The organism is Mesorhizobium sp. B4-1-1, from assembly GCF_006439375.1.
Classification (GTDB): Bacteria; Pseudomonadota; Alphaproteobacteria; order Rhizobiales; family Rhizobiaceae; genus Mesorhizobium.
The window spans coordinates 95,693-121,337 of record NZ_VFTH01000017.1; the positions used below are offsets into that span (position 1 = coordinate 95,693).

At 64.2% G+C, this 25,645-nt stretch carries 21 protein-coding genes and 1 riboswitch; of the genes, 8 read left to right on the top strand and 13 right to left on the bottom strand.

Annotation, left to right across the window (positions count from 1 at the left end):
* Positions 1 to 2: 2 nt before the first annotated feature.
* The 4 genes from FJW10_RS22340 to FJW10_RS22355 are packed head-to-tail and all read right to left on the bottom strand — an operon-like array spanning position 3 to position 3,070.
* Complete coding sequence (locus FJW10_RS22340) at positions 3 to 302, bottom strand: CcdB family protein (RefSeq protein ID WP_140832974.1); 300 nt, start codon at positions 300 to 302, stop codon at positions 3 to 5.
* Positions 302 to 544, bottom strand: coding sequence for a type II toxin-antitoxin system CcdA family antitoxin (locus tag FJW10_RS22345; RefSeq protein ID WP_140832976.1), 243 nt, complete (start codon positions 542 to 544; stop codon positions 302 to 304). The genes FJW10_RS22340 and FJW10_RS22345 overlap by 1 nt, the downstream gene beginning before the upstream one ends.
* Positions 545 to 600: 56 nt before the next feature.
* Positions 601 to 2,415, bottom strand: a complete 1,815-nt coding sequence (locus tag FJW10_RS22350; RefSeq protein ID WP_140901653.1) for an ABC-F family ATP-binding cassette domain-containing protein — start codon at positions 2,413 to 2,415, stop codon at positions 601 to 603.
* Between the two features lie 10 nt (positions 2,416 to 2,425).
* Positions 2,426 to 3,070 (bottom strand): thiamine diphosphokinase, encoded by a 645-nt coding sequence (locus tag FJW10_RS22355; protein WP_140901654.1) that lies wholly within the window; start codon positions 3,068 to 3,070, stop codon positions 2,426 to 2,428.
* 137 nt (positions 3,071 to 3,207) lie between these two features.
* A riboswitch (TPP riboswitch) is annotated at positions 3,208 to 3,313 on the top strand.
* Between the two features lie 42 nt (positions 3,314 to 3,355).
* On the opposite strand from FJW10_RS22355, the gene thiB reads away from it, so the two are divergent.
* From thiB to FJW10_RS22380, 4 genes are all read left to right on the top strand, one after another.
* Complete coding sequence (gene thiB, locus FJW10_RS22360; protein ID WP_140901655.1) at positions 3,356 to 4,366, top strand: thiamine ABC transporter substrate binding subunit; 1,011 nt, start codon at positions 3,356 to 3,358, stop codon at positions 4,364 to 4,366.
* Between the two features lie 224 nt (positions 4,367 to 4,590).
* Positions 4,591 to 6,207 carry a thiamine/thiamine pyrophosphate ABC transporter permease gene (thiP, locus tag FJW10_RS22370; protein WP_140901656.1) on the top strand — a complete coding sequence of 539 codons (1,617 nt, stop codon included), beginning with the start codon at positions 4,591 to 4,593 and terminating at the stop codon, positions 6,205 to 6,207.
* Entirely contained in the window at positions 6,204 to 6,992 is a 789-nt protein-coding gene (thiQ, locus tag FJW10_RS22375) for a thiamine ABC transporter ATP-binding protein (protein ID WP_140901657.1), read from the top strand. The genes thiP and thiQ overlap by 4 nt, the downstream gene beginning before the upstream one ends.
* Positions 6,993 to 7,145: 153 nt before the next feature.
* A complete protein-coding gene (locus FJW10_RS22380) occupies positions 7,146 to 8,612 on the top strand; it encodes a M48 family metalloprotease (protein WP_140832988.1) in 1,467 nt (488 codons plus the stop codon).
* 76 nt (positions 8,613 to 8,688) lie between these two features.
* Here the strand turns inward: FJW10_RS22380 and FJW10_RS22385 are convergent, their stop codons facing one another.
* Both FJW10_RS22385 and FJW10_RS22390 read right to left on the bottom strand, forming a co-directional pair.
* Entirely contained in the window at positions 8,689 to 10,665 is a 1,977-nt protein-coding gene (locus FJW10_RS22385; RefSeq protein ID WP_140901658.1) for a caspase family protein, read from the bottom strand.
* Positions 10,666 to 10,834: 169 nt separating this feature from the next.
* Positions 10,835 to 11,698, bottom strand: a complete 864-nt coding sequence (locus FJW10_RS22390; protein WP_140832991.1) for an RNA polymerase factor sigma-32 — start codon at positions 11,696 to 11,698, stop codon at positions 10,835 to 10,837.
* A 306-nt stretch (positions 11,699 to 12,004) separates the two neighbouring features.
* On the opposite strand from FJW10_RS22390, the gene FJW10_RS22395 reads away from it, so the two are divergent.
* The 3 genes from FJW10_RS22395 to FJW10_RS22405 all read left to right on the top strand — a co-directional run bounded on the left by FJW10_RS22395 (position 12,005) and on the right by FJW10_RS22405 (position 14,389).
* Positions 12,005 to 12,778 carry an amino acid ABC transporter substrate-binding protein gene (locus FJW10_RS22395; protein ID WP_140901659.1) on the top strand — a complete coding sequence of 258 codons (774 nt, stop codon included), beginning with the start codon at positions 12,005 to 12,007 and terminating at the stop codon, positions 12,776 to 12,778.
* A gap of 163 nt (positions 12,779 to 12,941) precedes the next feature.
* The gene (locus tag FJW10_RS22400) at positions 12,942 to 13,622 is read left to right on the top strand and encodes an ABC transporter permease subunit (protein WP_140832995.1); all 681 of its coding nucleotides are present in this window, start codon (positions 12,942 to 12,944) and stop codon (positions 13,620 to 13,622) included.
* A complete protein-coding gene (locus FJW10_RS22405) occupies positions 13,619 to 14,389 on the top strand; it encodes an amino acid ABC transporter ATP-binding protein (RefSeq protein WP_140832997.1) in 771 nt (256 codons plus the stop codon). Before FJW10_RS22400 ends, FJW10_RS22405 begins: the two co-directional genes overlap by 4 nt.
* Positions 14,390 to 14,682: 293 nt before the next feature.
* On the opposite strand, the gene FJW10_RS22410 is transcribed toward FJW10_RS22405, so the two are convergent.
* The 6 genes from FJW10_RS22410 to FJW10_RS22435 form a co-directional block, all read right to left on the bottom strand.
* On the bottom strand, positions 14,683 to 15,264 hold the full coding sequence (locus FJW10_RS22410) for a CarD family transcriptional regulator (RefSeq protein WP_140645828.1): 582 nt from the start codon (positions 15,262 to 15,264) through the stop codon (positions 14,683 to 14,685).
* A gap of 369 nt (positions 15,265 to 15,633) precedes the next feature.
* The gene (fdxA, locus tag FJW10_RS22415; RefSeq protein ID WP_140832999.1) at positions 15,634 to 15,972 is read right to left on the bottom strand and encodes a ferredoxin FdxA; all 339 of its coding nucleotides are present in this window, start codon (positions 15,970 to 15,972) and stop codon (positions 15,634 to 15,636) included.
* A gap of 151 nt (positions 15,973 to 16,123) precedes the next feature.
* Positions 16,124 to 16,510, bottom strand: coding sequence for an RNA-binding S4 domain-containing protein (locus FJW10_RS22420; protein ID WP_140833001.1), 387 nt, complete (start codon positions 16,508 to 16,510; stop codon positions 16,124 to 16,126).
* 91 nt (positions 16,511 to 16,601) lie between these two features.
* A complete protein-coding gene (locus tag FJW10_RS22425) occupies positions 16,602 to 20,141 on the bottom strand; it encodes a helicase-related protein (protein WP_140901660.1) in 3,540 nt (1,179 codons plus the stop codon).
* Positions 20,142 to 20,856: 715 nt separating this feature from the next.
* Positions 20,857 to 21,582: an acetoacetyl-CoA reductase gene (gene phbB / locus FJW10_RS22430; RefSeq protein WP_140901661.1), complete on the bottom strand. Its 726-nt coding sequence runs from the start codon at positions 21,580 to 21,582 to the stop codon at positions 20,857 to 20,859.
* A 126-nt stretch (positions 21,583 to 21,708) separates the two neighbouring features.
* Entirely contained in the window at positions 21,709 to 22,893 is a 1,185-nt protein-coding gene (locus FJW10_RS22435) for an acetyl-CoA C-acetyltransferase (protein ID WP_140901662.1), read from the bottom strand.
* 305 nt (positions 22,894 to 23,198) lie between these two features.
* On the opposite strand from FJW10_RS22435, the gene phaR reads away from it, so the two are divergent.
* Positions 23,199 to 23,792, top strand: coding sequence for a polyhydroxyalkanoate synthesis repressor PhaR (gene phaR / locus FJW10_RS22440; protein ID WP_140833007.1), 594 nt, complete (start codon positions 23,199 to 23,201; stop codon positions 23,790 to 23,792).
* Positions 23,793 to 24,225: 433 nt separating this feature from the next.
* On the opposite strand, the gene FJW10_RS22445 is transcribed toward phaR, so the two are convergent.
* Entirely contained in the window at positions 24,226 to 25,458 is a 1,233-nt protein-coding gene (locus tag FJW10_RS22445; RefSeq protein WP_140901663.1) for an NAD(P)/FAD-dependent oxidoreductase, read from the bottom strand.
* Positions 25,459 to 25,645 lie beyond the last annotated feature (187 nt).

Sequence of the window (25,645 nt, forward strand, 5' to 3'; positions counted from 1 at the left end):
GCTCAAAATCCCTGAAAAAGCATGTCGAGAGCGGCGACGATCTCGTCACGATGCCTGGCAAGGTTTCCTTCTGCCGCCCGCAATTCGGAAGCGGTCACAGCCGAAATGAACTGAGTGACCATAACGTGTTCGTTGCCGTCGATCCTGAAGATCGGGTTCAGCCTGCGTGCCGGCAGCGGTGCGATGTTGGGGGGCAGAAGGGGAACGACGACATTAGTATCGAGGTGTTCCAGTATGTCGGACTGAACGTCGAGGAGATAACCGTCGCTTCCCGTGCTCCGGTAGAAATCGTAGCGGGCCATCAAAACAGCCGGTACTTGGCTAAAGGCAGACCGTTACGCTTGACGTATTCGTTAGAGCTTTCGAGCGCTTCCTTGTTCTCCTCCTGCCAGCGACGGGTCTTCTCGGCAGAAATTGCCTTGGCGATTCCTTGCTCGGCAGCGCGGGACATATTGATACCCAATGCCTTGGCCTCGTCGATCAATCTCGAATCGATCGAGGTGTTTACCGATTTGCGCTGCGGTTTCGCAGTTGATTGGAGCACGGCAGCCTCCCTGTTCTATGCGCATAAGATAAGCGCATAGAAAGGTGCGGGCAAGCCTACCCCTCCATCTCTTCGCGCAGCATCTCCAGTTCCAGCCACTCTTCCTCGAGTGCCGCCAACGTCGTGCGCTCCTTGTCCAACGCGGCAATGGTCTTCTGGAACGAGGCCGGGTCGCGCTCGTAGAAGGACGGGTCGGCGATGTTGTTCTCCAGCCGCGAGATTGAGGCCGTCACCGCCTCGATCTTCTTGGGCAGCGAGTCCAGCGCGAATTTCTGCTTGAACGAGAGCTTTTTGGCGGGGCCTTTGGATGCTGCCTGTTCGGCCTTCGATCCAGGCTCGCTCGCCTCGGCCTTCGGCCTCGCCTTGCGGTCTTCCAGCTTCGAGCCGCCGCGCTGCGCCAGCATGTCGGAATAGCCGCCGGCATATTCGATCCAGCGGCCGTTGCCCTCCGGCGCGATCACGCTGGTGACGGTGCGGTCGAGGAAGTCGCGGTCGTGGCTGACCAGGATCACGGTTCCGGCAAAACCGGCGACCAGTTCCTGCAGCAGTTCGAGCGTCTCCATGTCGAGATCGTTGGTCGGCTCATCGAGCACCAGGAGGTTCGCCGGCCGCGCCAGCACGCGGGCCAGAAGCAGGCGCGCGCGCTCGCCGCCGGAAAGCTCGCGCACCGGCGTGCGCGCCTGCTCCGGCTTGAACAGGAAATCCTTCATGTAGGAGACGACATGGCGCTGCTCGCCATTGACAACAAGGTTCTCACCGCGCCCGTCGGTGAGGTAATGCGCCAGCGTCTCCTGCGGGTCGACGGCCTCGCGCTTTTGGTCGAGCGTCGCGATCTCCAGATTGACGCCGAGCCGCACGGTGCCGGCATCCGGCGCCAGCTCGCCGGTCAGCATCTTCAACAATGTCGTCTTGCCGGCGCCGTTCGGGCCAACCAGGCCGACGCGGTCGCCACGCTGGATGCGGGTCGAGAAACCCTTGACCACGGTGAGCTCGCCGAAGCTCTTGTCGATGCCCTTGGCCTCGATCACCAGCTTGCCGGATTCGGCGGCGTCGCTGGCCACCATGGTGGCAATGCCCTCGGCGCCTCGATGGCCGCGGTGGCGCTGGCGCATGGCCTGCAACTCGCCGAGGCGGCGCATGTTGCGCTTTCGCCGGGCGGTCACGCCATAGCGCAGCCAGTGCTCCTCGCGCACGATCTGGCGGCCGAGCTTGTGCTGCTCGCGCTCTTCCTCTTCCAGCACCTGGTCGCGCCATTCCTCGAAATGGGCAAAGCCCTTGTCCAGTCGTCGCGTCTGGCCGCGGTCGAGCCAGACGGTGGCGCGCGTGACGCGCTCGAGAAAGCGGCGGTCGTGCGAGATCAGGATCACCGCCGACGAGGTGCGGGCGAGTTCCTCTTCCAGCCATTCGATGACCGACAGGTCGAGATGGTTGGTCGGCTCGTCGAGCAGGAGGATATCGGGCTCCGGCGCCATGACGCGGGCAAGCGCGGCGCGGCGCGCCTCGCCACCGGAAAGATCGTTCGGACGCTCCTCGCCGGTCAGGCCGAGATGCTCCATCAGATAGGTGGCGCGATGCGGATCGTCGGCCGGGCCGAGGCCGGCCTCGACATAGGCGCGCACGTCGGCGAAGCCGTCCATGTCAGGCATCTGCGGCAGATAGCGGACGGTCGCCGAAGGCTGGCGAAACACCTCGCCGTCCTGCGGCTCGATCATGCCGGCGGCGATCTTGAGCAGCGTCGACTTGCCGGAGCCGTTGCGGCCGACCAGCGCGATCTTCTCGCCTGCGGATGCGCTGAGCGCCGCGCCGTCGAGCAGCGGGGTGCCGCCGAAGGTCAGTTTAATGCCGTCGAGATTGAGGAGTGGCGGCGCCATGTCTGGAATGTCAGCTTTCTGGAAGAGGATAGGGGTGGGCCAGAAGCAGCGCCCGGCCGCGCTCCAGCGCGATGCCGAACTGCCCTTTGACCTCGTTTGATATAGTGAGCGAGGAGCCGAACGCCACCTCGACGCGGTCGAGCGGCCATTTCGCGCCGGTCACCGTCAGGCCGGCGAGCTCGGAGAAGCCGAGCACCGAAAACAAGGTGCCGTCGTCATAGTCGAAGCTGGCCTTGCCAGGCAGGATGGGAACGCCTTCCTGCGCGCCGCTGGTCAGCAGCACGGTGGTGCCAGCCTCGGCCAGCCGCACGGCCAGCGCCAGATGCAGGAAGGCATGATCGGCGCGCTTGCCGCCGAAGGCGCCGGCCAGCACCAGGCTGGTGGCGCCGCGCTGGAGCGCTTCCGCTATGGCGAGTTCGCCATCGGTCATGTCCTTCTCGGCCGGGAAGATTTTTCGCGGAACGGTGGCGAGATCATCCGACAGATTGGCAGGCACCGAGTCGAAATCGCCGACCCACAGCTCCGGCACCAGTCCAAGCATGCGGGCATGGCCGATGCCGGCATCGGCGGCGATGACGCGCGAACCTTCGATCTGGCGTTCGAGCCGAGGTGTGCGGACAAGCTCGCCGCCAAGCAGGATGGTGAATGTGCCCATGGCCGTGGCCCTTACCAGCCCTCCAAGCGAAACGGAAGCCGGACGGCCCGCGCTTCGCTTGCGCGCCTGTTGCCGCGAACATTAGCTGCCCGGCAAACTTCCGCTTGCGCGCCGCTTCGGCGGGGCCTATCTGTCGAAACGCTCTAACGGGGTGCCGGACGTGATCCGGCTGAGAGGCGATCAAGCCAACCCGCTGAACCTGATCCGGTTTGTACCGGCGGAGGGATTAGACGTTTCGGACGATCCGACGCCTCAATTCCTTTAACGCGAACGAAGGAGGCGCCGATGCGCGCAATGCTGTCCAATCTCATTCTCGCAACCGGTCTTGTCTCGCTTCTGGCGGGCGTCGCGCCTGCAGAGGCAAAGGACAAGCTCACCGTCTATACCTATGAGAGCTTCACCGCCGACTGGGGTCCCGGCCCGGCCGTCAAGAAGGAGTTCGAGGCCGAATGCGGCTGCGATCTCGAATTCGTCTCGGTTGCGGACGGCGTCGCCCTGCTCAACCGCGTCAAGCTCGAAGGCGCCGGCATCAAGGCCGATATCGTGCTCGGCCTCGACACCAACCTGACGGCGGATGCCAAGGCGAGCGGCCTGTTTGCGCCGCATGGGGAAGTCGCCGGCATCAATGTGCCTGGCGGCTGGAAGGACGACACGTTCGTGCCGTTCGATTACGGCTATTTCGCTGTCGTCTACGATACCGAAAAGCTGAAGACACCGCCGAAAAGCCTCAAGGACCTGGTCGAGGGCGCCGGCACGGACAAGATCGTCATCCAGGATCCGCGCACCTCGACGCCCGGCCTCGGCCTGCTTTTGTGGGTGAAGTCCGTGTATGGCGACAAGGCGCCGGAGGCCTGGGCCAAGCTCAAGCCGAAGGTGCTGACGGTGACGCCGGGCTGGAGCGAGGCCTATGGCCTGTTCACCAAGGGCGAGGCGCCGATGGTGCTCTCCTACACCACCTCGCCGGCCTATCACATGGTGGCCGAGAACACCGAGCGCTACCAGGCAGCCTCCTTCGAAGAGGGCGAGTACCTGCAGATCGAGGTTGCCGGCATCACCACCACCGGCGCGAAGAACCCGCTGGCGCAGAAGTTCATCGCCTTCATGACCGGACCGAAATTCCAGGACGTCATTCCGGAGACCAACTGGATGTTCCCCGCCGGCAAGACCGACAAGCCGCTCAACCCGGCCTTCGACAAGCTGGTCAAGCCGACCAAGACCTTGCTGTTCAGCCCGCAGGAAGTGGCTGCCAACCGCAAGGCGTGGGTGGATGAGTGGCTGGCGGTGATGAGCAAGTAGGGCTGCGATGCTTGCGCCAAGGCCCTCCTCTCTGTCTTGCCCGACATCTCCCCCTCAAGGGGGGAGATTGGCTGTCACGCCAACTTTCGCCAATCTCCAACGCTGCAGGACTAAGCGGGGCGTCGAAGCTGCTAATCTCCCCCCTAGAGGGGGAGATGGCCGGCAGGCCAGAGCGGGGCGCGAAGCGACCCGGCGCTCGTTAGCTCGAACTCAAATGGCGCAGCGTGCACTCGGCGCGTGACTCCCGCATCACCGCCGGCGTCGTCGCGCTGGCGGCGATCGCCGTGCTCATTGGCGGCGCCTTCGCCGGCCTCGTCCTCGAGGGCGCGCAGGATCTCTCCGGCGCTGCCGCCGCCTTCGACAGTTATCTCTCGCGCGTCGCCCGCTTCACGCTGTGGCAGGCGCTGCTGTCGACGCTGCTGTCGGTCGCGCCGGCGCTGCTGGTCGCGCGCGCTTTGTCGAGACATCCGACCTTTCCCGGGCGTCGCTTGATCCTGCAATTGTTCACCGTGCCGCTGGCCTTGCCGGCGATCGTCGCCGCGCTCGGCATATTGGCGCTCTATGGTCGCGCCGGGTACTTTGCCGGCGCTTTCGCCAGGCTTGGCGGCGGGGATTGGCCGGGGATCTACGGCCTCTCCGGCATCCTTGTCGCGCATGTGTTCTTCAACTTGCCCCTGGCCACGCGCCTCTTCCTTGAGGCGCTGGGCACGGTTCCCGCCGACCAGTGGCGGCTGGCGAGTCAGCTCGGCATGGGCGCGCGGCCGGCTTTCCGGCTGATCGAATGGCCGGTGCTGCGCGCGGCCCTGCCGGGGATCGCCGGGCTGGTCTTCATGCTCTGCATAACCTCCTTCACCATCGTGCTGACGCTGGGCGGCGGTCCGGCCGCGACGACGCTGGAGGTCGCCATCTACCAAGCGCTGCGCTTCGATTTCGATCCCGCGCGCGCCGTGGTGCTGACGCTGCTGCAGATCGCGCTCACCTTCGTCGTGGTCGTCGCGCTCACGCGGCTCGGCGCCAACACGGTCGGCGATGCCAATCTGCCGGTGGCGCCACGCCGCTACCTTTCGGCGGGACGGACCGAAAGCGTGCTGAACGCCGGCCTCATCGCGCTTGCCCTGCTGTTCGTCGCCGGGCCGATGCTGGCGACCGTGCTTTCAGGCCTTCAGGCCGATCTCGGCCGGTTGGCGGGCGAGGAGGCGGTGCGCCGCGCGACGCTCACCAGCGCGGGCCTCGCCCTGCTTGCGGCGCTGCTCAGCGTGACGTTGTCGCTGGCGCTGATCGGGGCTCGGCGCGCGCTGGCCCTGCGGCGCCGGGCAGGCGGCGCCATGGGCCTGCTCGAACATGCCGCCGATACCGGAGCCGGCTTCGTGCTGGTCGTGCCGCCGATCGTGCTTGGCGCCGGCTGGTTCCTGGCGCTGCGCCACGTCACCGATGTCTTCGCCGTCGCGCCGGCCATGGTCGTCGCCGTCAACGCGGTGATGGCGATGCCCTTCGCCATTCGCGCCATTCGCCCGGCCTATGACGCGGCGAGCGAGCGCCACGAGCGGCTTTGCCTGGCGCTCGGCATATCCGGCTGGGCCCGCCTCAGCCTGATCGACTGGCCGTCGCTCAGGCGGCCCCTGGCCACCGGCTTCGCCTTCGCCATGGCGCTGTCGCTCGGCGATCTCGGCGTGATCGCGCTGTTCGGCAGCGATTCCGTGCAGACCTTGCCCTATCTGCTTTTGGCGCGCATGGGCAGCTACCGGACAGCCGACGCAGCGGGACTTGCCTTGCTGCTCGGCCTCGTCTGCCTGATGCTGGTGGTCGCCGCCGACTGGCTGGGGCGGGAAGGAAAGTCATGACGACGACAATCGACGGCGCCGCCGTGCAAAAGGGCCTCACCGTCGCGCTGGATGGCCTTTCGTTCAGCTATGGCGCATCCTCCTTCAGTTTCGACGCCGAATTCGCGGCCGGCAGGATCACCGCCATCATGGGGCCGAGCGGCTCCGGCAAGTCGACGCTGCTCAATCTGATAGCCGGCTTCGAAACGCCCGATGCGGGCAAGGTGCTGATCGGCGGCGCCGATCTCGGCAACACGCCGCCTTCGGCGCGGCCGGTGTCGATGGTGTTCCAGGAAAACAATTTGTTCGCGCATCTTTCGGTCGAAGCCAATGTCGGGCTTGGCCGCTCGCCGTCGCTCAAACTCGACGATGCCGATCGCGCCGACGTCGCCGAGGCGCTGGCGCGGGTCGGTCTTGCGGGCAAGGAAAGACGGCTGCCGCGCGAGCTTTCCGGCGGCGAGCGGCAACGCGTGGCGCTGGCGCGGGTGCTGCTGCGCGATCGGCCCGTCTTGCTGCTCGACGAACCTTTCGCGTCGCTCGGCCCGGCGCTGCGCGACGACATGCTCGACCTTATGGCCGGCATCCATGCCGAGCGCGAAATGACGGTGCTGTTCGTCACACATCAGCCGGAAGATGCGCGCCGCATCGGCCAGGACGTGGCTTTTCTCGATGAAGGTACGATCGCGGCGACCGGGCCGGCGGATGATTTCTTCGATCGGTCTGGACCGGACGCCTTCCGGCGCTATATCGGCGATCGAGGCGGCACCGTTGCCGGATCACAACATATTGCCCGGAAGCGGACATAATTTATGGCCAAACCGGCAATGGGCGATCCGGCGTTTGCTTGCCTTGTCCGGGGGAGTGTGGCTAGGTCCGGCCATGCTGGTCCGGCTGGGCCGCGATTTGCCGAAAGAGTTCGAAAGGAAGCCGATCTGTCGACCGGCGCTGAGAAGGTTTGGATGAGGCCGCTGGCACGATTTCTTGCGCTGGCGAGCGTTGCCGTGCTGGCCAGCTGCCAGATGTTCACGCCGCCGGACGTGCAGGAAAGCGGCTTCCAGCCTTCCGACAAGCCGATCACCGTCGACAACGTGGTCGCCAATGCCAAGCTCGCCGAAATGGCGAAGGCGCAGCATCCGCGGATTCTCGCCACCTATGGCGGTGAATATTCCGACCCCAGGCTCGAACGCATGGTGGCCAAGGTCGTCGGCAATCTGACGGTGGTGTCGGCGAACCCTACCCAGACCTATCGCATCACCATCCTCAACTCGCCCAACGTCAACGCCTTCGCGCTGCCGGGCGGCTATCTCTATGTGACGCGCGGCTTGCTGGCGCTGGCCAACGATTCGTCCGAGCTTGCCGCCGTCATCGCGCATGAGATGGGCCACGTCACCGCGAATCACGGCCTGCAGAGGCAGCAGCTCGAAGCCGAGGAAGGCTTGGCGACCAAGGTGGTCTCCGATGTGCTCGGCGACAGCCCGACGGCCAAGGCGGCGCTCATCCGCGGCAAGCTCAGGCTTGCGCAATTCTCGCGCAACCAGGAACTGCAGGCCGACGCCATCGGCATCAAGTCGATCGGCGAGGCGGGCTACGATCCCTATGCGGCGGGTCGCTTCCTCCAGTCGATGTCGGCCTATACGGATTTCCGCTCGGTCAGCGGCGCCACCGACGCCAGCCTCGACTTCCTGGCGACGCACCCCAACACGCCGCAGCGCATCGAGCTGGCGCAGCGCCTTGCGCGCAATTTCGGCCCGCCCGGCGTCGGCACGCGCGACCGCGACGCATTTCTGGCCGGCATCGACGGCCTGCTTTACGGCGACACGCCGGAAGAAGGCTATGTGCGCGGCCTGACCTTCATGCATCCCAAACTCGGGGTGTCCTTCACCGTGCCGGACGGTTTCGTCATCGACAATTCGGCGGCCGCCGTCACCGCGACCGGGCCGGGCGACATCGCCATCCGTTTCGACGGCGTGGCGATCGACAAGTCGGTATCGCTCCCCGATTACATCCGCAGCGGCTGGGTGGCGGGGCTGGAAGACGCCAGCGTGCGCCAGGAGACGATCAACGGCAACGATGCGGCGACGGCGCATGCCAGCGCGCAAGGCTGGCAGTTCGACATCGCGGTGATCCGCGCCGGCGGCCAAGTCTACAGGCTGCTGACGGCCGCGCCCTCGGCCAGCGCCGCGCTGGACCCGGTGGCGCGCTCGGTCAGCGGGTCCTTCCGCGTGCTGAGCCCTGCCGAGAAGGCGGCGCTTAAGCCGCTGCATATCAGGGTCGTCACCGTCCAGGCCGGCCAGACCATGGGCTCGCTCGCCGCGCAGATGGTCGGCGTCGACCGCAAGCTCGACCTGTTCCGCGTGCTCAACGCCATGTCGCCGGGCGCGACAGTGTCGTCGGGCGACAAGGTCAAGATCGTCACCGACAGGTAGAGGGACTCGCGGATTCGGACCAACCAGGCGCCGCCCGGCTATTTTTACAATCGCCCGGGCTGGGAGATGTTGTCCTTCACAAGCCGTCACTACCGGTGTTGCCGCCGTCACCTTCGCCGTCGCCGGTATTGCCACCGCCGGTGGGGGCAGCGTGGCTACTGCCACCAGTCCAGAATGTCCTCCCGGTTTCCGTTGGGGTCGGCTTGACCTTTGGCGGTGTGACGGTCTTCGGTTTTGACACGGGCACGCGGACCACTTTTATCTTCGTGATAACCTTCGGGGCCTTGCACGCCATGACCACGGGGGTGGTGCGCGCGGGGTGCGCGGAAAGACCGAGAATGCCCATCGAATAGACGTCTTGCCGCTCCATGCCGGCTTGGAGGAAAGCCAAGGCGCGGGCCGGGTCGGCGGGCAGGCCGTTGCGGCCTTCCTCGAAGATCACGGCGAGCTCCTTCATGGCGTCGACATGCCCCATCGCCGCTGCCTGGAGCAGCAGGTCGAGGCCTTTGCCGGTGTCGCGCTCAACGCCGAGGCCATTGAACAAAGCGCGTCCCCAGGCGGCCAAGGCGTAGGGGTCTCCCTTGTCCGACGCCTTCGAATAGAGGTCGTTCGCCTTCGATGTATCGACAGCCGTCCCTGTTCCGGATGAGGCGATGGTGCCGAGCGCGAATAGGGCGCGGATATGTCCCTTGTCCGCGGCTTCCTGGATCGCTTGCCTGGCCTCGTCGATCCTGCCCGCCGCCAGCAGCGCTCGCCCCAGTTCGTAACGGAAGCGCGCAATGTCGGGGTAGGACTTCACCGCCGCCTCGCAGGTCTCGAGAGCCCCGCCGCCGATCTCATTCGGCAACCGTCCCGGGACAATGCCCTGCAGGTCGAGCGGCTCGCCAGCGGCCTGGTCGCAAGGGTCGACGCCCGGCGACAGTTTTATCGTCGCCCGCTTCGCGGCGTTGCCCAGGCGGATCTCGAAGCCGACTTCGACGGGAGCGGCCGAGCCGATCTGCGGCTCGTAGCGCAGATTGTCGACCTCGGCGGCCATCAGGCTCGATTGCGGCGACAGGACGCGATCGGGCAACGACAGCGTTCCGGTCGCCGGGTAGCTCGCAAGCTTGAGGCTGATCGAGGCATCCTTGGCCGGAAGATCCAGTTTCAGCGGAACCGGGCCGACGCCGACCGGGACGCGGATATCGCGACTTCCAATCGCCTCGGCGGCATCGGCGACCTGGATTCCGCGCTCCGCCACCTGCTCGTTCTGCTGCGCGTCGAGAGGCGGCGGCGCTGGTTGCTCCGCCCCGCGCATCAGCACGACATCGTCGAGCAGCGAGGAGTTCTCCCACGGAACCTGCTTGCCGTTGGTGGCCTTGACCACGTCGCGGCGCACGGCCGCCATGACCGAGCGTATCTCCTGGTCCGGCGCCAGCGCGCGGCGGGAGAAGGACGACGAGAACGGGCTGAGATCGCCGGACCCGTCATAGGCGACCGCCCCCGGCTCGGTGGCAAAGGCAATCAGCGTATTCTGCGAACCTGTTACCTGCGCAAGTCCGCTGCCGCCGGCGACGATCAACTGGTCGCGCAGCCAATAGTCCTTGCGCGGGAAGGGATTGTTGCGACAGGCGTCGAGGATGATCATCTGGATCTTCGATCTCGAGCGCAGTTGCCGCAATATGTCGTCGACCTTGATGGCCTGGACCTCCATGTCGGCCGCATCTTTCAGCGACGCATCCACCGGAATTAGGAAATTCTCCCCGCCGATCTGAAAGCCGTGTCCCGAATAGTAGACGACCGCGAGATCGGCGCCGTCGGCCGCCGCCAGATAGTGGCGGAACCGCTCTTCGAACTGAAGCCTGGTCAGATCCTTGGCGGCGAACACCTCGAAGCCGGCCAGCCGGAACGTGTCCGACACGTCGTCCGCGTCCTTGTCGGGATTCTTGAGCGCCGGGATCTCGCGATATTCGGAATTGCCAATGACGAGGGCAACCCTTCGATCGGCGTGCGCTTCGAATGTCGTGAGGCCAATAAGGAACAGGATTGCAAGGTGCACGCAGCATCGCAGCATGGCAGATCCCCCATATGTCATGGTCTGGAGGCGTCAAAAAGCCCGATTGCGGCGCTACAGTCTGTTAAAGAGTTCACAATCAATATGCATCATCGAGGAAAAATTGCCTCGACGACGATGTATTCTTATTTAATAAATTTCCTATCTTTGATTTTCGATTACATTAGCTTCAGGCGGCTTCCGCCAAAAATTCCGGATTCTGCTTCACAAGGGCCAGCTTCAGCTTCTCCATGGCGCGGGCCTCGATCTGGCGGACGCGCTCCTTGGAGATGCCCAGCTGTTCGCCGAGCGCTTCCAGCGTGGCGCCGTCGTCGCTCAGCCTGCGCTCCTCGATGATGCGAAGCTCGCGGGCGTTGAGCGCGCCAAGTGCGCTCTTCAGCCAGACAGCCCGGCGCTGGACATCGATCCGGTCGCCGACGATCTCGTCGGGGAGCGGGTCTTCGGAGACCAGGAAATCCATCCGCTCGGCGGCGCCGTTCTCGTCGGCCAGAGGCGCATTGAGCGAGCTGTCGGGCGAGGACAGGCGTGAATCCATCATCGCCACGTCGGCTTCCGGAACGCCAAGCGCGGCCGAAACCTCGCGGTAGAGCGAGGCATTGGAGAGCGGCTCGGCGCCGTTGGCGAGGCGGGCGCGCAGACGCCGCAGGTTGAAGAACAGCGCCTTCTGCGCCGAACTGGTGCCGCCGCGCACGATCGACCAATTGCGCAGGATGTAATCCTGCATGGAGGCGCGAATCCACCAGGTGGCATAGGTCGAGAAGCGCACTTCGCGCGCGGGCTCGAAACGGGCGGCAGCCTCGAGCAGGCCGACATGGCCCTCCTGGATAAGGTCGCCGAGCGGCAGGCCGTAGTGGCGGAACTTCGAGGCCATCGAGATGACCAGGCGCATGTGGGCGACGGTGATCCTGTGCAACGCGTGCTGGTCGTTCTCTTCCTTCCAGCGCAAGGCGAGAACATGCTCCTCGTCGCGCTCGAGATAAGGAGCCTTCATTGCCGCCCGGACCAGCGTCCGTCCTGCTGTGTCCTCGATCATGCCGGCTCCTTTTGGCGGTGAGTGAGCTTACAGCGGTTGAAAAGACGCCGCCGCGCCCTACAACAGCGATGCAACGTATCAGGCGCATCGATGGTTCCGCCGTCCGAGCGGGCAAATATTGCCAGCGGGAACATTTTGTCATCGGCCCGAAAGAGTCGCTTGGCGGGTTGTCAGGCAATTTTGAGAATCAGATTTCTGGCAGAGCTGATTTTTGAAATCTGGTTCCTTATTTCCCAGCCTTCTATCTGTCAGTTTCCGGCTCTCACAATCGCGCCGGGACACCGGTCAAAACGGGATCACAGAAAAATGAAATGGCTCAAATCGCTCCTTGTCGCCGGAACGTTGCAGGTTCTGGCGGTCACGGCCGGGCATGCCGGCGCCAATCTCGACCAGATCAAGCAGGCGGGCGTCATCAAGGTCGGCACCGAAGGCACCTACGCGCCCTTCACCTATCATGACGAATCCAACGCCTTGGTCGGCTTCGATGTCGAGATCGCCAGGGCCATCGCCGACAAGCTCGGCGTCAAGGTCGAGTTCCTCGAAGGCAAGTGGGACGGGCTGATCGCCGGCCTCGACGCCAACCGCTACGACGCCGTCATCAACGAGGTCGGCATCACCGATGCGCGCAAGGCCAAGTACGACTTCTCCGATCCCTACATCGCCTCGAAGGCGGTGCTGATCGTGCGCGGCGACAACACCGACATCAAGACCTTCGCCGACCTCAAGGGCAAGAAGTCGGCGCAGTCGCTGACCTCCAACTTCGGCAAGCTCGCCGAGTCCAACGGCGCCGAGCTCGTCGGCACCGACGGCTTCGACCAGTCGATCCAGCTTCTGCTCACCGGCCGCGCCGACGCCACCATCAACGACAGCCTGTCCTTCCTCGATTTCAAGAAGCACAAGCCGGACGCGAATGTGAAGATCGCCGCGCAGGAAGAGAATGCCGACTATTCCGGCGTCATCGTGCGCAAGGGCGATCCGGAGCTGGTCGCGGCCATCAACAAGGCGCTGGCCGACATCAAGGCCGACGGCACCTACCAGAAGATCGCCGACAAATATTTCGGCCAGGACGTTTCGAAGTAAGGCAATCGTCCTCTTGTTCGGAAACCGGCGGGCCGTCAAAGACGGCCCGTTATTTTTTGCACGATATTCATGCGCCGCCGTCTTTGACGGCCCGCCGGTTTTTGCATGATAGTCAGTCCATACGGGGGAACGCGCCGCCGTATCTGGAAGGGAGAAGCGCTCCGTGCCGCACTGGCTGCAATTGATGCTGGAATCGTTGCCGACGCTGTTGTGGGCGGCGCTGATCTTCACCGTGCCGCTGACGCTCCTGTCCTTCGCGCTCGGGCTCATCGCCGGACTGGCGACCGCGCTGATCCGGCTGTTCGGTCCAAAGCCGCTGGTTGTGCTGGTTCGCTTCTATGTCTGGATCTTTCGTGGCACGCCGCTGCTCGTTCAGTTGTTCCTGATCTTCTACGGCCTGCCGTCGGTCGGCATCCTGCTCGATGCCTTTCCCGCCGCGCTTATCGGCTTCACGCTGAACATCGGCGCCTATACGTCGGAGATCATCCGCGCCGTCATCGGCTCGGTGCCGAAAGGCCAATGGGAGGCATCCTACTCGATCGGCATGACCTGGAGCCAGGCGATGCGGCGCACCATCCTGCCGCAGGCCGGCCGCGTCGCGGTGCCGCCGCTTTCCAACACCTTCATCTCGCTGGTCAAGGATACCTCGCTGGCGGCGGCGATCACGGTGCCCGAGATGTTCCAGGCGGCGCAGCGAATCGTCGCCACCACCTACGAGCCGCTGATCCTCTATGTCGAGGCGGCGGCGCTCTATCTCGCATTGAGCTCGGTGCTGTCGGCGCTGCAGGCGCGGCTGGAGGTGCGGCTCAACCGCTATGGCGGGTTCCTGGAGGCCAACGCATGATCGGCCTCACCAACATCGAAAAGCGCTTCGGCGACAATCTGGTGCTGAAAGGCGTCACCGTCAGCCTGGACGAGGGCAGCGTGACGGCGCTGGTAGGCCCTTCGGGCGGCGGCAAAAGCACGCTCTTACGCTGCATCAACCTGTTGGAGATCCCGACGTCCGGCGCTTTGCGCATCGGCGAGGAGAGGCTGGAATTCCGTCCGGGCATCAAGGTGCCGGCCAAGGACATCCAGCGCATTCGCCTGCAGACCGGCATGGTGTTCCAGAATTTCCAGCTCTTCCCGCATCGCACCGCAATCGAGAATGTCATGGAAGGGCTGGTGACGGTGCTGAAATGGCCGGAGCCAAGGGCGCGCGAGCGGGCCATGGCCCTGCTCGAAAAGGTCGGCATGGCGCACAAGGCCGATGCCTGGCCGGCGACGCTGTCGGGCGGCCAGCAGCAGCGCGTGGCGATCGCCCGGGCGCTGGCGCCGTCGCCGCGGGTGCTGCTTTGCGACGAGCCGACCTCGGCGCTCGATCCGGAACTGGCGCAGGAAGTGGTCGACGTGCTTGGGCAGCTTGCCCGCGAAGGCACGACCATGGTGATGGCGACGCACGATCTGAGGCTCGCCTCCAAGATCGCGCAGGAGGTCGTCTTTCTCGATGCCGGCTCGATCGTCGAGAAAGGCCCGGCCTCGGTCGTGTTCGACAATCCGGAGCGCGAGCGGACCAAGCGCTTCATCGCCTCGCTGCGGCAGGAAGAAGCGCAGAAGGAGCCTGGCGGCTGAGCATCACGCCCTTTGTTGGGGGCGGATCGAAGGTCCGGGTAACGAGCGGGGCTGCCGCTTCTTCAAGGCTTTGTTTTCATGCATGTCGTTATCGCAAAACCGCTGGCACACTTTTGCGCGACATGCATTAAAGCCAGGTCGCGTGAAAACGGATTCACGCGACCTGCTTTAAGTTTTGATTTTAAGCATGTCTTTGTCCCGAAACCGGGCCCACTTTCCGGAGACATGCATGAAGCCCAAACAAAAAACCCGGCGCGAGGCCGGGTTCTTCGCAGTTCGATGAGCGAAAAAGCTCAGGCAGCTTCTTCCTGTTCGGATTCTTCGTTGTCGGCCTTGGCGCCGCGCTTCGGACCCTTGTTGAGGTTGACCTCGATGAGGCGAACCGCCTCGGTCTCCGACATGCGGTTCACAGCGGCGATCTCGCGGGCCATGCGGTCGAGCGCGGCTTCATAGAGCTGACGCTCGGAATAGGATTGCTCCGGCTGGTTGTCGGCGCGGTAAAGGTCGCGCACCACTTCCGAGATCGAGATCAGGTCGCCGGAATTGATCTTGGCATCATATTCCTGGGCGCGGCGCGACCACATGGTGCGCTTGATGCGGGCGCGGCCCTGCACGACCTTCAGCGCGCGGTCGACATAGTCCTCTTCCGACAGCTTGCGCATGCCGATCGAGGTCGCCTTGGCGACCGGTACCTTGAGCCGCATCTTGTCCTTCTGGAAATCGATGACGAACAGTTCCAGCTTGTGACCCGCAACTTCCTGCTCGTCGATCGCCACGATCTGGCCGACGCCATGCGCCGGATAGACGATGAACTCGCCGGTCTTGAACCCGTGGCGGGCCGCGTTGGACTTCTTCTGCGGGGTGATCGTTGCCATTACGCCCTGAACTCCTTAGTTGTGCAGCCGGCATCATGCCGGCTCGAACCGATGGGGCCGGCAACAGCCGACCATTAGCCACGCAACAGGATGAACCACCGGACAGCAGGGACCGGCATACCGCACGAATGCGACCGCCTGCCCCAGATCGCTCTGGTCCGGATCTAAAAGCTCACCTTTCAGTGATTTGGGGCGTTAGCGCCATAAATCGACGTTGTGTCACCGGCATGTTTCGCTGATGTAACACAAAAAGTCGGAAGAATCAAGGTTTTGCTGCGTTCGCTAACGCCAAACGGGGTCGCTGCCTGTCAAGACAGCAATTGTATCGGCCCCGTTACGTCGTGTCATGCCGGCGTTGCCGCGCCAGCATCAATCGCCTTCACCGGGCTCCGGCGAGAAATATTTCTCGAACTTTCCGGTCTCGCCGTCGAAGGTCTTGGCGTCCGCCGGCGGCTCTTTCTTGGCGGTGATGTTGGGCCATTTCTCGGCGTATTCGGAATTGACCTGCAACCATTTGTCGAGGCCGCCCTCGGTGTCCGGCTTGATCGCGTCGGCCGGGCATTCGGGCTCGCACACGCCGCAGTCGATGCACTCGTCGGGGTGGATGACGAGCATGTTATCGCCTTCGTAGAAACAGTCGACCGGACAGACCTCTATGCAGTCCATGTATTTGCATTTGATGCAATTGTCGGTCACGACGTAGGTCATTGCAGGCTCCGGAACGTCCCGATTTGCTCGGCTTTTTCAGGTTGAGGTAACGCCTTTGCCGGCTGCTTGCAAGGGCAGGGCATTCGGGCACTGCCGGCCCCGGGGAATAGAATTCCAGCGGTCTCGCCGCTGGCGGTCCGGCTGGCCCAATTCAATCATCGCCGAGCAGACGGTCGGTCTGCCGCCGCTCGCGTTTGGTCGGGCGCCCGCTGCCGGCCTCGCGCAGGGCTGGAATGGCATCCGGAACCGCCTCGCCCTTGGGTGTCGGCGCCGGCGACATATCCTCGTAGAGCAGCCGCGCCTCTTCGGCCGGACCGCGTCGCGTGCCGCAATTCAGCACCTTCCAGACCAGGATACGGCCCTCGAGCGTGATGGTGAGAACGTCGCCGGGCTTGACCAGATCGGAGGCCTGCGCTGCTTTGTCGCGATTGATGCGGACGCGCCCGGCGACGACGACTTTCGCCGCCAGGGACCGCGATTTCACCGCGCGCGAAAAGAACAGCCATTTGTCGATGCGCTGGCGGCCCTCTCCAACCATCGGGGCTAGCTTTGTTGGAGCATGATCTTATCCGAAAACCGGTTCCCACTTTTCGCTGGCGCGGTCCTTCGGCTCGGGATCATGCTCTAGCCTATTTCTTGAGCTGGTCGCGCAAGGCGGCGAGCTTGGCGAAAGGCGAATCCGGATCGAAGCGCTGCGGGCGTTCCTCGCGCGGCTTGCCTTGGAAGGCCGGCTTGCCGCCCTGGGCGTTGCCCTTGCCGTCCTGCCTGTTGCCCTTCCAGTCGGGCCGGCCGTCGCGGCGGCCCCCCTCGTGGCGATCCGGCCGCTCGCCTTGCGGTCTGCCTTCGCGCCGTTCGCCACCTTCGCGCCGGTCGCCGGTTTCCGGCCTGGGTTTGAACTTCGAGCGGTCGAAGCGCGGCTTGCCGGCGCCGTCGCGCTGCTCGCGGCGGCCTTCCTGGGCGGGCCGATCGCCGGGCTGGCCGGCAGCGGCGCCAGGCTGGCCATCGCGCGCGGGCTGGCCGCCTCGCGGACGATTGTCGCGACGGTTGTCTTGGCGATGGCGCGGACGCTGATGATCGAAGCGCGCCTGGCGCCACAGAAGGACAGGCTTCGGTTCCTCAGCCTCGGCCGCGGTTTCGCCGGTGGCGGCTTCCGTCGATGCGGGGGTCTCGCTCGTGGCCGGGATTTCGGTCTGCGAGGATTCGGCCTGAGCCGAGGGCACGCTTTCCTCCGTCACGGCATCGCCGGCCGGCTCATCGCCTTGCGCTGCCGGTTCGCTTGCCGCCGCGGTTTCCGTGGCCACGGTCTCCTGTCGAGCTGTGTCGTCGACAGGCTCCGCCGCGCTCTCGGCCGGGATTTCGGTCTGCGAGGACTCGGCCTGCGCCAAGGGCACGCCTTCCTCCGTCACGGCCTCCCCGGTCGGCTCATCGCTTTGCGCTGCCGGTTCGCTTGCCGCCGCGCTTTCCGTGGCTTCCGCGGCCAGTGTCTCCTGTCCGCTTGTTTCGTCGACAACCTCCGCCGCGCTCTCGACCGGCGTCTCCGCGGCATGGATTTCGGTGCTGTCCGTCCCCGGGCCCTCGCCGGACGTTGCCACGGGAGCTGGCGCCTCCGCCGCCTGCGCGGCGCGAGCGGCCTCTTCCGCGGCGAGCCTGGCCGCGGCCGCTTCACGGGCGGCGTCGTCCTGGGCGTCGAGCTTCGCCTTCACCTCGGCGGCCGGCTTCGCCTCGGAGCGATAGCCGAGACCCTTGAGGATCTCCTCCATGTCGTCGGCGGTGGCGCCGAGGATCGACATCATCGGCGGCGTCACCATGAAGGCGTGGCCGTCATAGGCGCCGTCCGGACGCTGGCCGAGGCCGGGCTTCCAGTTGGTCGCCGGGCGGATGAGGTCGGCGAGCCTTTCCAGGATGTCGACGCGCACGGCGCGGCGGCCGAGGTTGCGGTAGCCGGCGAGCTTGTAGAAGGTTTTGTCGAAGGCCGGGTCGATGACCACGGAGGTGCGGCCGGAGGCCAGCGCATGCACCACGTCGCCGAAGCCCGGCTTGTCCTTGCCGTCATTCTTCAGCGCCCAGAGCAAAGTCACCAGGCCGGCCGGCGCCGGCTTGATCAGCGCCGGCACGAAGACATGGTAGGCGCCGAAGCGCACGCCGAGGCGGCGAAGTGCCGCGCGGCCTTCCTGGTCGAGAGACTTCATCTCCTCCGCGATGTCGCGGCGATTGATCAGGCCGAAATGCTCGACCAGCTGGAAGGCGATGCCGCGCGCGATGCCGGTGAGCTGGTCGGCATTCTTCAGGTCGACCAGCGGCTTCAAAAACGACTCGATCTGGAAATTGACGAAACGCTCGGCGCGCGCGGCGACCTTGTCGCGGGCAGGCCCGGTCAACTGCTCGTCGGCAAGCAGGACCAGGCGCGGCTTCAACGCCTCGTCGCCGGCGACCAGCGTGCCGATCGGCGCGCCGATCCAGCGCAGGACGCCGTCCGAGCCCAAAGCCAGGTCGCCATTGGCGCAGGCGGCAAAGCGCTCGGCGCGCGCCTCGAACTCGGCGGCGAGCGCCTTCTGGGCGGCGGTGCGCACCGCCTTGGCGTCCTCGCCGCCGGCGCTCTGGTCGGCGGTGAAGCGGAACCCCTGCAGCTCGCCGACATGATGGCCTTCGACGAGGACGGTTCCGGTAGGGCTGATTTCGGCTTCAGGCATGGTATTTTCTCTAAGGCGCCGCATGAGGACGGAAGTCCTGCGGTCTACGAAGCGTTTCGTCAACCGCTCATGCAGCGCATCCGACAATCTGTCTTCGATTTCGCGCGTCTTTTCCTGCCAGTGTAGCTGATCGGCCAGCCAGCCAGGCCGGTTGGAGACGAAAGTCCAGGTGCGGATCTGCGCGATCCGGTGCGAGAGCGTGTCGATATCGCCGTCCGTCGTGTCGGCGCGCCGCACTTGCTCGGCCATGTAATTCTCATCGACATGGCCATGGCGCGCAAGGTCCATATAGATCGAGGCGACGAGGTCGGCATGCTGGGCCGGCGCGATCTTACGGTAGTCCGGCAGGGCGCAGGCTTCCCACAGCAGCGCCACGCGCTCCTTGCCGGTGGCCAAAGCGCGGATGTCGCCGTCGCGCGACAGATGCTCCAGCGCCTGCGCGTCCACGGCCGGCAGCGCACGGGTCAGCCCTTCGACCGGCGCATTGGCCTCGATCGAGCGCTTCAGCGCATCGAGGCTGGAAAAGTCGAAATCGGCGGTACGCCACTGCAGCACCTTCACCGGGTCGAAGTCGTGTCCCTCGATCTTGGCGACCAGATCCTCGTCGAACGGATCGACCTGGCCGGTGACGCCGAACGTGCCGTCGCGCAGGTGCCGGCCGGCACGGCCGGCGATCTGGCCAAGCTCGGCGGCGGTCAGGTTGCGGTATTGGTAACCGTCGAATTTGCGGTTCTGGGCGAAGGCGACATGGTCGAGGTCGAGGTTCAGTCCCATGCCGATGGCGTCGGTGGCGATGAGATAGTCGACATCGCCGGACTGGAAGATCTCCACCTGCGCGTTGCGGGTGCGCGGCGAGAGCGCGCCGAGGACGACGGCGGCGCCGCCCTGCTGGCGGCGGATCAGCTCGGCGATGGCGTAGACCTCGTCGGCGGAGAAAGCGACGATGGCGGTGCGCCGCGGCAGCCGGGTGAGCTTCTTGGAGCCGGCATAGGCAAGGTGCGACAGCCGCGGCCGCGTCACCACCGACACGCCCTTCAACAGGCGCTGCAGGATGCCGTGCATCGTGGCGGCGCCGAGAAGCAGCGTCTCCTGGCGGCCGCGCAGATGCAGGATGCGGTCGGTGAAGATATGGCCGCGCTCGAGATCGCCGGCGAGCTGCACCTCGTCGATGGCGACGAAGGCGGCGTCGGTTTCGCGCGGCATCGCCTCGACGGTGCAGACCGAATATTTCGCCCCGGCAGGCACGATCTTCTCCTCGCCGGTGATCAGCGCCACCTTGTGGGCGCCGACCTTCTCGCAGACCCGGGCATAGACTTCGCGGGCGAGCAGCCTGAGCGGCAGGCCGATGACGCCGGTCTCATGCGCGACCATGCGCTCGATGGCGAGATGGGTCTTGCCAGTGTTGGTGGGGCCTAGCACGGCAGTCACGTCGCGGCCCGAAAGGATCAGCGGCTGGGAGTGTTTCGGCTGGATGTTCATCGGCTCGGAAATTAGGTTTCTGCCGCTTGTAGTCTGAAGCACGGCGGTGCCGCCGCGTGTGACAGGCGACACATAGGGACTTCGAGCGTGAAGCGAAAGCGGAATGTTCCTTTGGGGACAGGCAGAGCGGGCCGGGGTGGCCAAAATTCGGTCGTTGTTAACGGCTGGAACGAGTCTGGAACGAATCAGCGACGAATCGCTGACTCGTTCTGATTCAGGTTTTGTTCACGGCTATATGTGGGCTTTTTGACGGTGAGTCTCACCACATGCTGAATCGTTGAATTGGCCCGATTCCTGCGTGGCCCCGTCGGACCGAGACTGTCGTTAACTTTTGCCGGGCAACGGTCGCGGTTGACCTGAGCCTTGCCCTCAAAGTTTTGAAATTGTTGATTTTTCTTAATCGATTTTAACGAATTCGGCGACGTTTGCGCCGTCCGCCGTTAACTTTCCGGCCAAAGCCAGAACGAATCGGCGACGAATCAGCGATCCGGTTATTTTCCCGGTTTGTTCACCCCTAGATATGGTGTTATCCACAGCTTACCCACCGAGAATTCACAGCTTGTTGGCGGAGTTGCGCACAAGGGGGGCAGCTGCCGTTAACCTTTGCGTGCCGAATTGAGGCAAGGTGACGCGCCGATCTCGTCGACGGAGCAAAAAGGCGGCTCCGATGTCGGGGCCGCCTCAACGCAAAAAGGGTATCAGGCGAAGTTGGGTATCAGGCGAAGTACTGGCCGCCATTGGCAGTGATGGTCGAGCCGGTGATGAAGCCGGCCTCGTCGGAAGCCAGGAAGACGACGCAGCGCGCGATCTCTTCCGGCTCGCCGAGGCGGCCAACCGGGATCTGCGGGATGATGCGCTCGTTGAGCACCTTTTCGTCGATCGCCTTGACCATTTCGGTCGCAATATAGCCGGGGCAGACGACGTTGACGGTGATGCCCGCGCGAGCGCCTTCTTGGGCAAGAGCCTTACTGAAGCCGATATCGCCGGCCTTGGCGGCCGAGTAGTTGACCTGGCCGGCCTGGCCCTTCTGGCCGTTGATGGAGGAAATGGTGATGACGCGGCCGAACTTGCGGTCGCGCATGCCGCTCCACAGGGGATGCGTCATGTTGAAGACGCCGGAGAGGTTGGTGTCGATGACCTCCTTCCACTGCGCGGGCGTCATCTTGTGGAACATGGCGTCGCGGGTGATGCCGGCATTGTTGACCAGCACCCCGACCGGGCCGAGATCGGCTTCGATCTGCTTGATGCCCGCGGCGCAGGCCTCGTAGTCGGCGACGGACCATTTGTAGACCGGGATGCCGGTCTCGGCCTTGAATTTCTGGGCCGCCTCGTCATTGCCGGCATAGTTCGCTGCGACGGAATAGCCGGCGGTCTTCAAGGCGACCGATATCGCCGCGCCGATGCCGCGCGATCCGCCCGTGACGATTGCTACCTTGCTCATGTGGTCCTCCCTTTAAAAATCGTCCGAGCGAATAGGAAGTGGCGAATAGCGAGTAGGGATCCGATGTCCCGCCGCGCGACGCTCCTTCTTCCCTATTCGCCACTCCCTATTCGCTGCTCGCTGAACTCAGAGCGCTTCCACGCACATCGCCACACCCATGCCGCCGCCGATGCAAAGCGTGGCGAGGCCTTTCTTGGCGCCGCGGCGGCGCATCTCATAGACCAGCGTGTTGAAGACGCGAGCGCCCGAAGCGCCGATCGGATGGCCGATGGCGATGGCACCGCCATTGACGTTGACGATCGAGGGATCCCAGCCCATGCCCTTGTTGACGGCGCAGGCCTGCGCGGCGAACGCCTCGTTGGCCTCGACGAGATCGAGGTCCTTGACCGACCAGCCGGCCTTCTCCAGCGCCCGCTTCGAGGCAGGGATCGGCCCCGTGCCCATGATCGCCGGATCGACGCCGGCGGTCGCCCATGAGGCGATGCGGACCAACGGGGTGATGCCGCGCCTTTCAGCCTCGGCCTCGGTCATCAGCAGCGCGCCGGCGGCGCCGTCATTGATGCCGGAGGCGTTGGCGGCGGTGACCGTGCCGTCCTTGTCGAAAGCGGGCTTCAGCTTGGTCATGGCGTCGAGCGTCGCGCCATGGCGGATGTACTCGTCCTGGTCAACTGTTGTGTCGCCCTTCTTGCCCTTGATGGTGAAGGCGACGATCTCGTCCTTGAACCTGCCGGCCTTCTGCGCAGCCTCGGCCTTGTTCTGCGAGGCCAAGGCGAACTCGTCCTGGGTTTCGCGGGTGATCTGGAACTGGCGGGCGACGTTCTCGGCGGTGTTTCCCATATGATAGCCGTTGAAGGCATCCCACAGGCCGTCCTTGATCATGGTGTCGATCATCTTGTAGTCGCCCATCTTGACGCCGGCGCGCAGGTGCTCGGCGTGCGGCGACATCGACATCGATTCCTGGCCGCCGGCAACGATCACCTTGGCGTCGCCGGTGGCGATCTGCTGCATGCCGAGCGCGATGGCGCGCAGGCCCGAGCCGCAAACCTGGTTGAGGCCCCAAGCGGTGGTCTCTTTCGGCAGGCCGGCATTGATCGAGGCCTGGCGGGCCGGGTTCTGCCCTTGAGCGGCGGTCAGCACCTGGCCGAGGATGACCTCATCGACATCCGCCGCCTCGACATTCGCTCGCGAGAGCAGTTCCCTGATGACGACGGCGCCGAGCTCATGCGCCGGCGTGGCGGCGAAACTGCCGTTGAATGAGCCGACCGCGGTGCGGGCGGCGCTGGCGACGACGATGGAATTGGAAGCGGACATTTTCTTCTCCAGACTTCGAGGTGTCGTATTTTCGAGATCGCTTTAGGACTTTCTTGCCCGTTCGAAACCCTGAGTCAAACCGGAAATGGGCATGACCGCCATGCGCGGCAAGCAGAGCGCAGGCCAGTCGCGGTAACGTGACGTTGGCCGTGCGGCGGATTTTGCAATGGCCGTGCAGCATTAATTGATGCCGCAGTGCACAAACCGCTTGGAATTGTGACGCTTTTGCGCGTATCCTCGATAACGGGTACAATCGTTACCGGCCGCTTACTCCTAAAGGTGCCGGTGTCCTGGGGAGGATACGGATGGCCGCAAAAGACGACCCGATCGTCATCAAGAAGTATGCCAATCGCCGGCTCTACAATACCGGCACAAGCACCTATGTGACGCTCGAGGACTTGGCCGAGATGGTCAAGAAGGGCGAGGAGTTCACGGTCCAGGATGCAAAGACCGGCGACGACATCACCCACCCGGTGCTGACGCAGATCATCTTCGAGCTGGAGAACAAGGAAGGGCAGAACATGCTGCCGATCCCGTTCCTGCGCCAGCTCATCTCCTTTTACGGCGATCAGATGCAGATGATCGTGCCGAGCTTCCTCGAACAGTCGATGATCGCCTTCTCCAAGGAGCAGGAGCGGTTTCGCGAACAGCTCAAGGGCGCCTTCGGCAAGACGCCGATCGACTTGATGAAGACGCCGATGAAGGCGCTCGAAGAACAGACGCGACGCAATGTCGAGATGTTCCAGAACGCCATGCGCATGTTCACGCCGTTCCCGCCCGCCGGCGGCAATTCGGCAGCGCCGGCCGAGCCGCCGAAGAAGGAAGAAAAGGGCGACGATCTGCAAGAATTGAAGGCGCAGATTGCGGCCATGCAGCGCAAGCTGGACACGATGTCCTGACGGGTTGTGGCTGTCGTTGATGGTGGTCGCTGCGCCTGAGATTAGCCGAACCGACCCATCCCTTCGTCATCCTCGGGCAGGTTTTGACCGAGACCGACACTTACGGTGGAAATTTGAGGCCGAACAGTTCCAGTGTCGCTTATGGTGCCGATTTGAAGAAGACCGAGGCCGCCGAAAGGCGGCTTTTGGCGTTTCGCGACAGATTAGGCTGTCGAGGCTGCGGACGAGAAGCGCTCCAGCTCCTGCACCGCCTGACCGGCCTTCAACCGCCTCGGACGGTTGAAGGCCGGTTCAAGGCCGCCGCAAAGTCCCACCCTCGAAACTCCCGGCCCGCCCGAGCAACAAAGCTCCGAGAGTCGCGTCCTCACCGATTGTTGGCCGTCTACCCTCCTGAATTCGATTCGGATAGGTGACCTCTTCACCCGTCACCGGATCACGTCCGAGCTAATATTTGGCCGACAAATCGACGCGCCTCGTCTTCAATGGCCATAACGGTGCCCGACCGGCGCGTGGACGCAAAATCGAGCCCGGCAAAATAGATTCCGGGAATCGGGGCAACGCCGTCTTCGTGAACCGGCTGGCCTCGCTTGTCGAGAACACCGGGTACATCGATCCAACTGAAATCGCCCTGGAAGCCGGTGCACCAGACAATCGCTGAAATGTTCCGCTCTACGAGATCGAGCGACAGAATGGGGCGCTGGGGTAGGCGCGGAGCGACTGCCTCCGCCTCCTCCTCAACGGGTGCGGGGGCATCGAGACCGCTGCCTTCGATAAACTCATCGATACGTTTTTTGAATTGCGCGGAAATCTCGTCGCCGAACCGAATATTCCCAACAAGGTCGTCGGCGAAGATAGGCTGGCCGTTCTCCACGCCGAGAAATCGTCCGAGCAACATGACGCCTTGGGCGCTGAGAGATTGCAGACTTATCGTGTGCAAAGCGCCAATCAGAGGCCTGCCGGCAACGCGACCGGAGGGATCGACGAAATCCTTGCGCGGCGCATCGACCAATCCGGTCTTCACCATCCATACGACAATGTCGCGCCCGCGATAGCAGCGCGGCAGGCGGCCAATATGGCCCGTCGCAAGATAGGTCTCCCTGCCTGCCAGAATCAAATCTTCGGCGATTTGACTGCCAGACTGCGCACTGCCGATGACGAGGATAGCTCCGGCGGGAAGGTCGTCGGCATTACGGTAGTCAGAGGCATCGAGCTGTACTGGGCCATCCGTCAACGCGGAGGCGGAAACTGGTCGACGCGGACGGTTCAAGCTGCCGCTGGCGACAACCACGTTTTTCGCCCGCCACGTCTGCTCCGGCGTCACAATGTGAAAGAGCCCGTCACTTGATTTCAGTTTTGTGACCGAGATGCCGTTACGAACCGGGAGTTGGTAGCGCCGCGCATAGTCTTCAAGGAGAGTCGCAAACTCTATATGCGTCATAAACCCTTCTGGGTTCGGGCCATCGTAACGATCGCCAGGCATCACGCTGTACATGTTGGGCAGATTGAAGTGGAACGAGTCCCAACGCTGCGTCCGCCAAGTTTCGCCGATTCGCCCGCGTTCAAGGACGCAATGCCGCATATCCGATTGGGCAAGCATATAACTGACGCCGAGGCCGGCCCATCCAGCGCCCACAACCACGGCATCCAGAACGCCCATTTCGTTCATGGCCGCCCCCAATGGCCATCGTTCATCTCGTCACCATCCTTCCGACAGCCCCTCGCACGCGCTGGGCGCGCGGCAACCGACCGCGGCCAGCCCGCGATGCGCGGCGACCTGCCTCTTGCTTGGATGAGTTTGCCCCGACGCCTTGCACTCGAATACTCCACAAAGTGTAGTATTCTGCGTTGGCGCG

Excerpts from the sequence above, each read along its gene's own strand:
- FJW10_RS22340 (WP_140832974.1), bottom strand. The coding sequence starts at position 302 with ATGGCCCGCTACGATTTCTACCGGAGCACGGGAAGCGACGGTTATCTC.
- FJW10_RS22350 (WP_140901653.1), bottom strand. The coding sequence starts at position 2,415 with ATGGCGCCGCCACTCCTCAATCTCGACGGCATTAAACTGACCTTCGGC.
- FJW10_RS22355 (WP_140901654.1), bottom strand. The coding sequence starts at position 3,070 with ATGGGCACATTCACCATCCTGCTTGGCGGCGAGCTTGTCCGCACACCT.
- thiB (WP_140901655.1), top strand. The coding sequence starts at position 3,356 with ATGCGCGCAATGCTGTCCAATCTCATTCTCGCAACCGGTCTTGTCTCG.
- thiQ (WP_140901657.1), top strand. The coding sequence starts at position 6,204 with ATGACGACGACAATCGACGGCGCCGCCGTGCAAAAGGGCCTCACCGTC.
- FJW10_RS22380 (WP_140832988.1), top strand. The coding sequence starts at position 7,146 with ATGAGGCCGCTGGCACGATTTCTTGCGCTGGCGAGCGTTGCCGTGCTG.
- FJW10_RS22385 (WP_140901658.1), bottom strand. The coding sequence starts at position 10,665 with ATGCTGCGATGCTGCGTGCACCTTGCAATCCTGTTCCTTATTGGCCTC.
- FJW10_RS22390 (WP_140832991.1), bottom strand. The coding sequence starts at position 11,698 with ATGATCGAGGACACAGCAGGACGGACGCTGGTCCGGGCGGCAATGAAG.
- FJW10_RS22395 (WP_140901659.1), top strand. The coding sequence starts at position 12,005 with ATGAAATGGCTCAAATCGCTCCTTGTCGCCGGAACGTTGCAGGTTCTG.
- FJW10_RS22405 (WP_140832997.1), top strand. The coding sequence starts at position 13,619 with ATGATCGGCCTCACCAACATCGAAAAGCGCTTCGGCGACAATCTGGTG.
- FJW10_RS22410 (WP_140645828.1), bottom strand. The coding sequence starts at position 15,264 with ATGGCAACGATCACCCCGCAGAAGAAGTCCAACGCGGCCCGCCACGGG.
- fdxA (WP_140832999.1), bottom strand. The coding sequence starts at position 15,972 with ATGACCTACGTCGTGACCGACAATTGCATCAAATGCAAATACATGGAC.
- FJW10_RS22420 (WP_140833001.1), bottom strand. The coding sequence starts at position 16,510 with ATGGTTGGAGAGGGCCGCCAGCGCATCGACAAATGGCTGTTCTTTTCG.
- FJW10_RS22425 (WP_140901660.1), bottom strand. The coding sequence starts at position 20,141 with ATGAACATCCAGCCGAAACACTCCCAGCCGCTGATCCTTTCGGGCCGC.
- phbB (WP_140901661.1), bottom strand. The coding sequence starts at position 21,582 with ATGAGCAAGGTAGCAATCGTCACGGGCGGATCGCGCGGCATCGGCGCG.
- FJW10_RS22435 (WP_140901662.1), bottom strand. The coding sequence starts at position 22,893 with ATGTCCGCTTCCAATTCCATCGTCGTCGCCAGCGCCGCCCGCACCGCG.
- phaR (WP_140833007.1), top strand. The coding sequence starts at position 23,199 with ATGGCCGCAAAAGACGACCCGATCGTCATCAAGAAGTATGCCAATCGC.
- FJW10_RS22445 (WP_140901663.1), bottom strand. The coding sequence starts at position 25,458 with ATGAACGAAATGGGCGTTCTGGATGCCGTGGTTGTGGGCGCTGGATGG.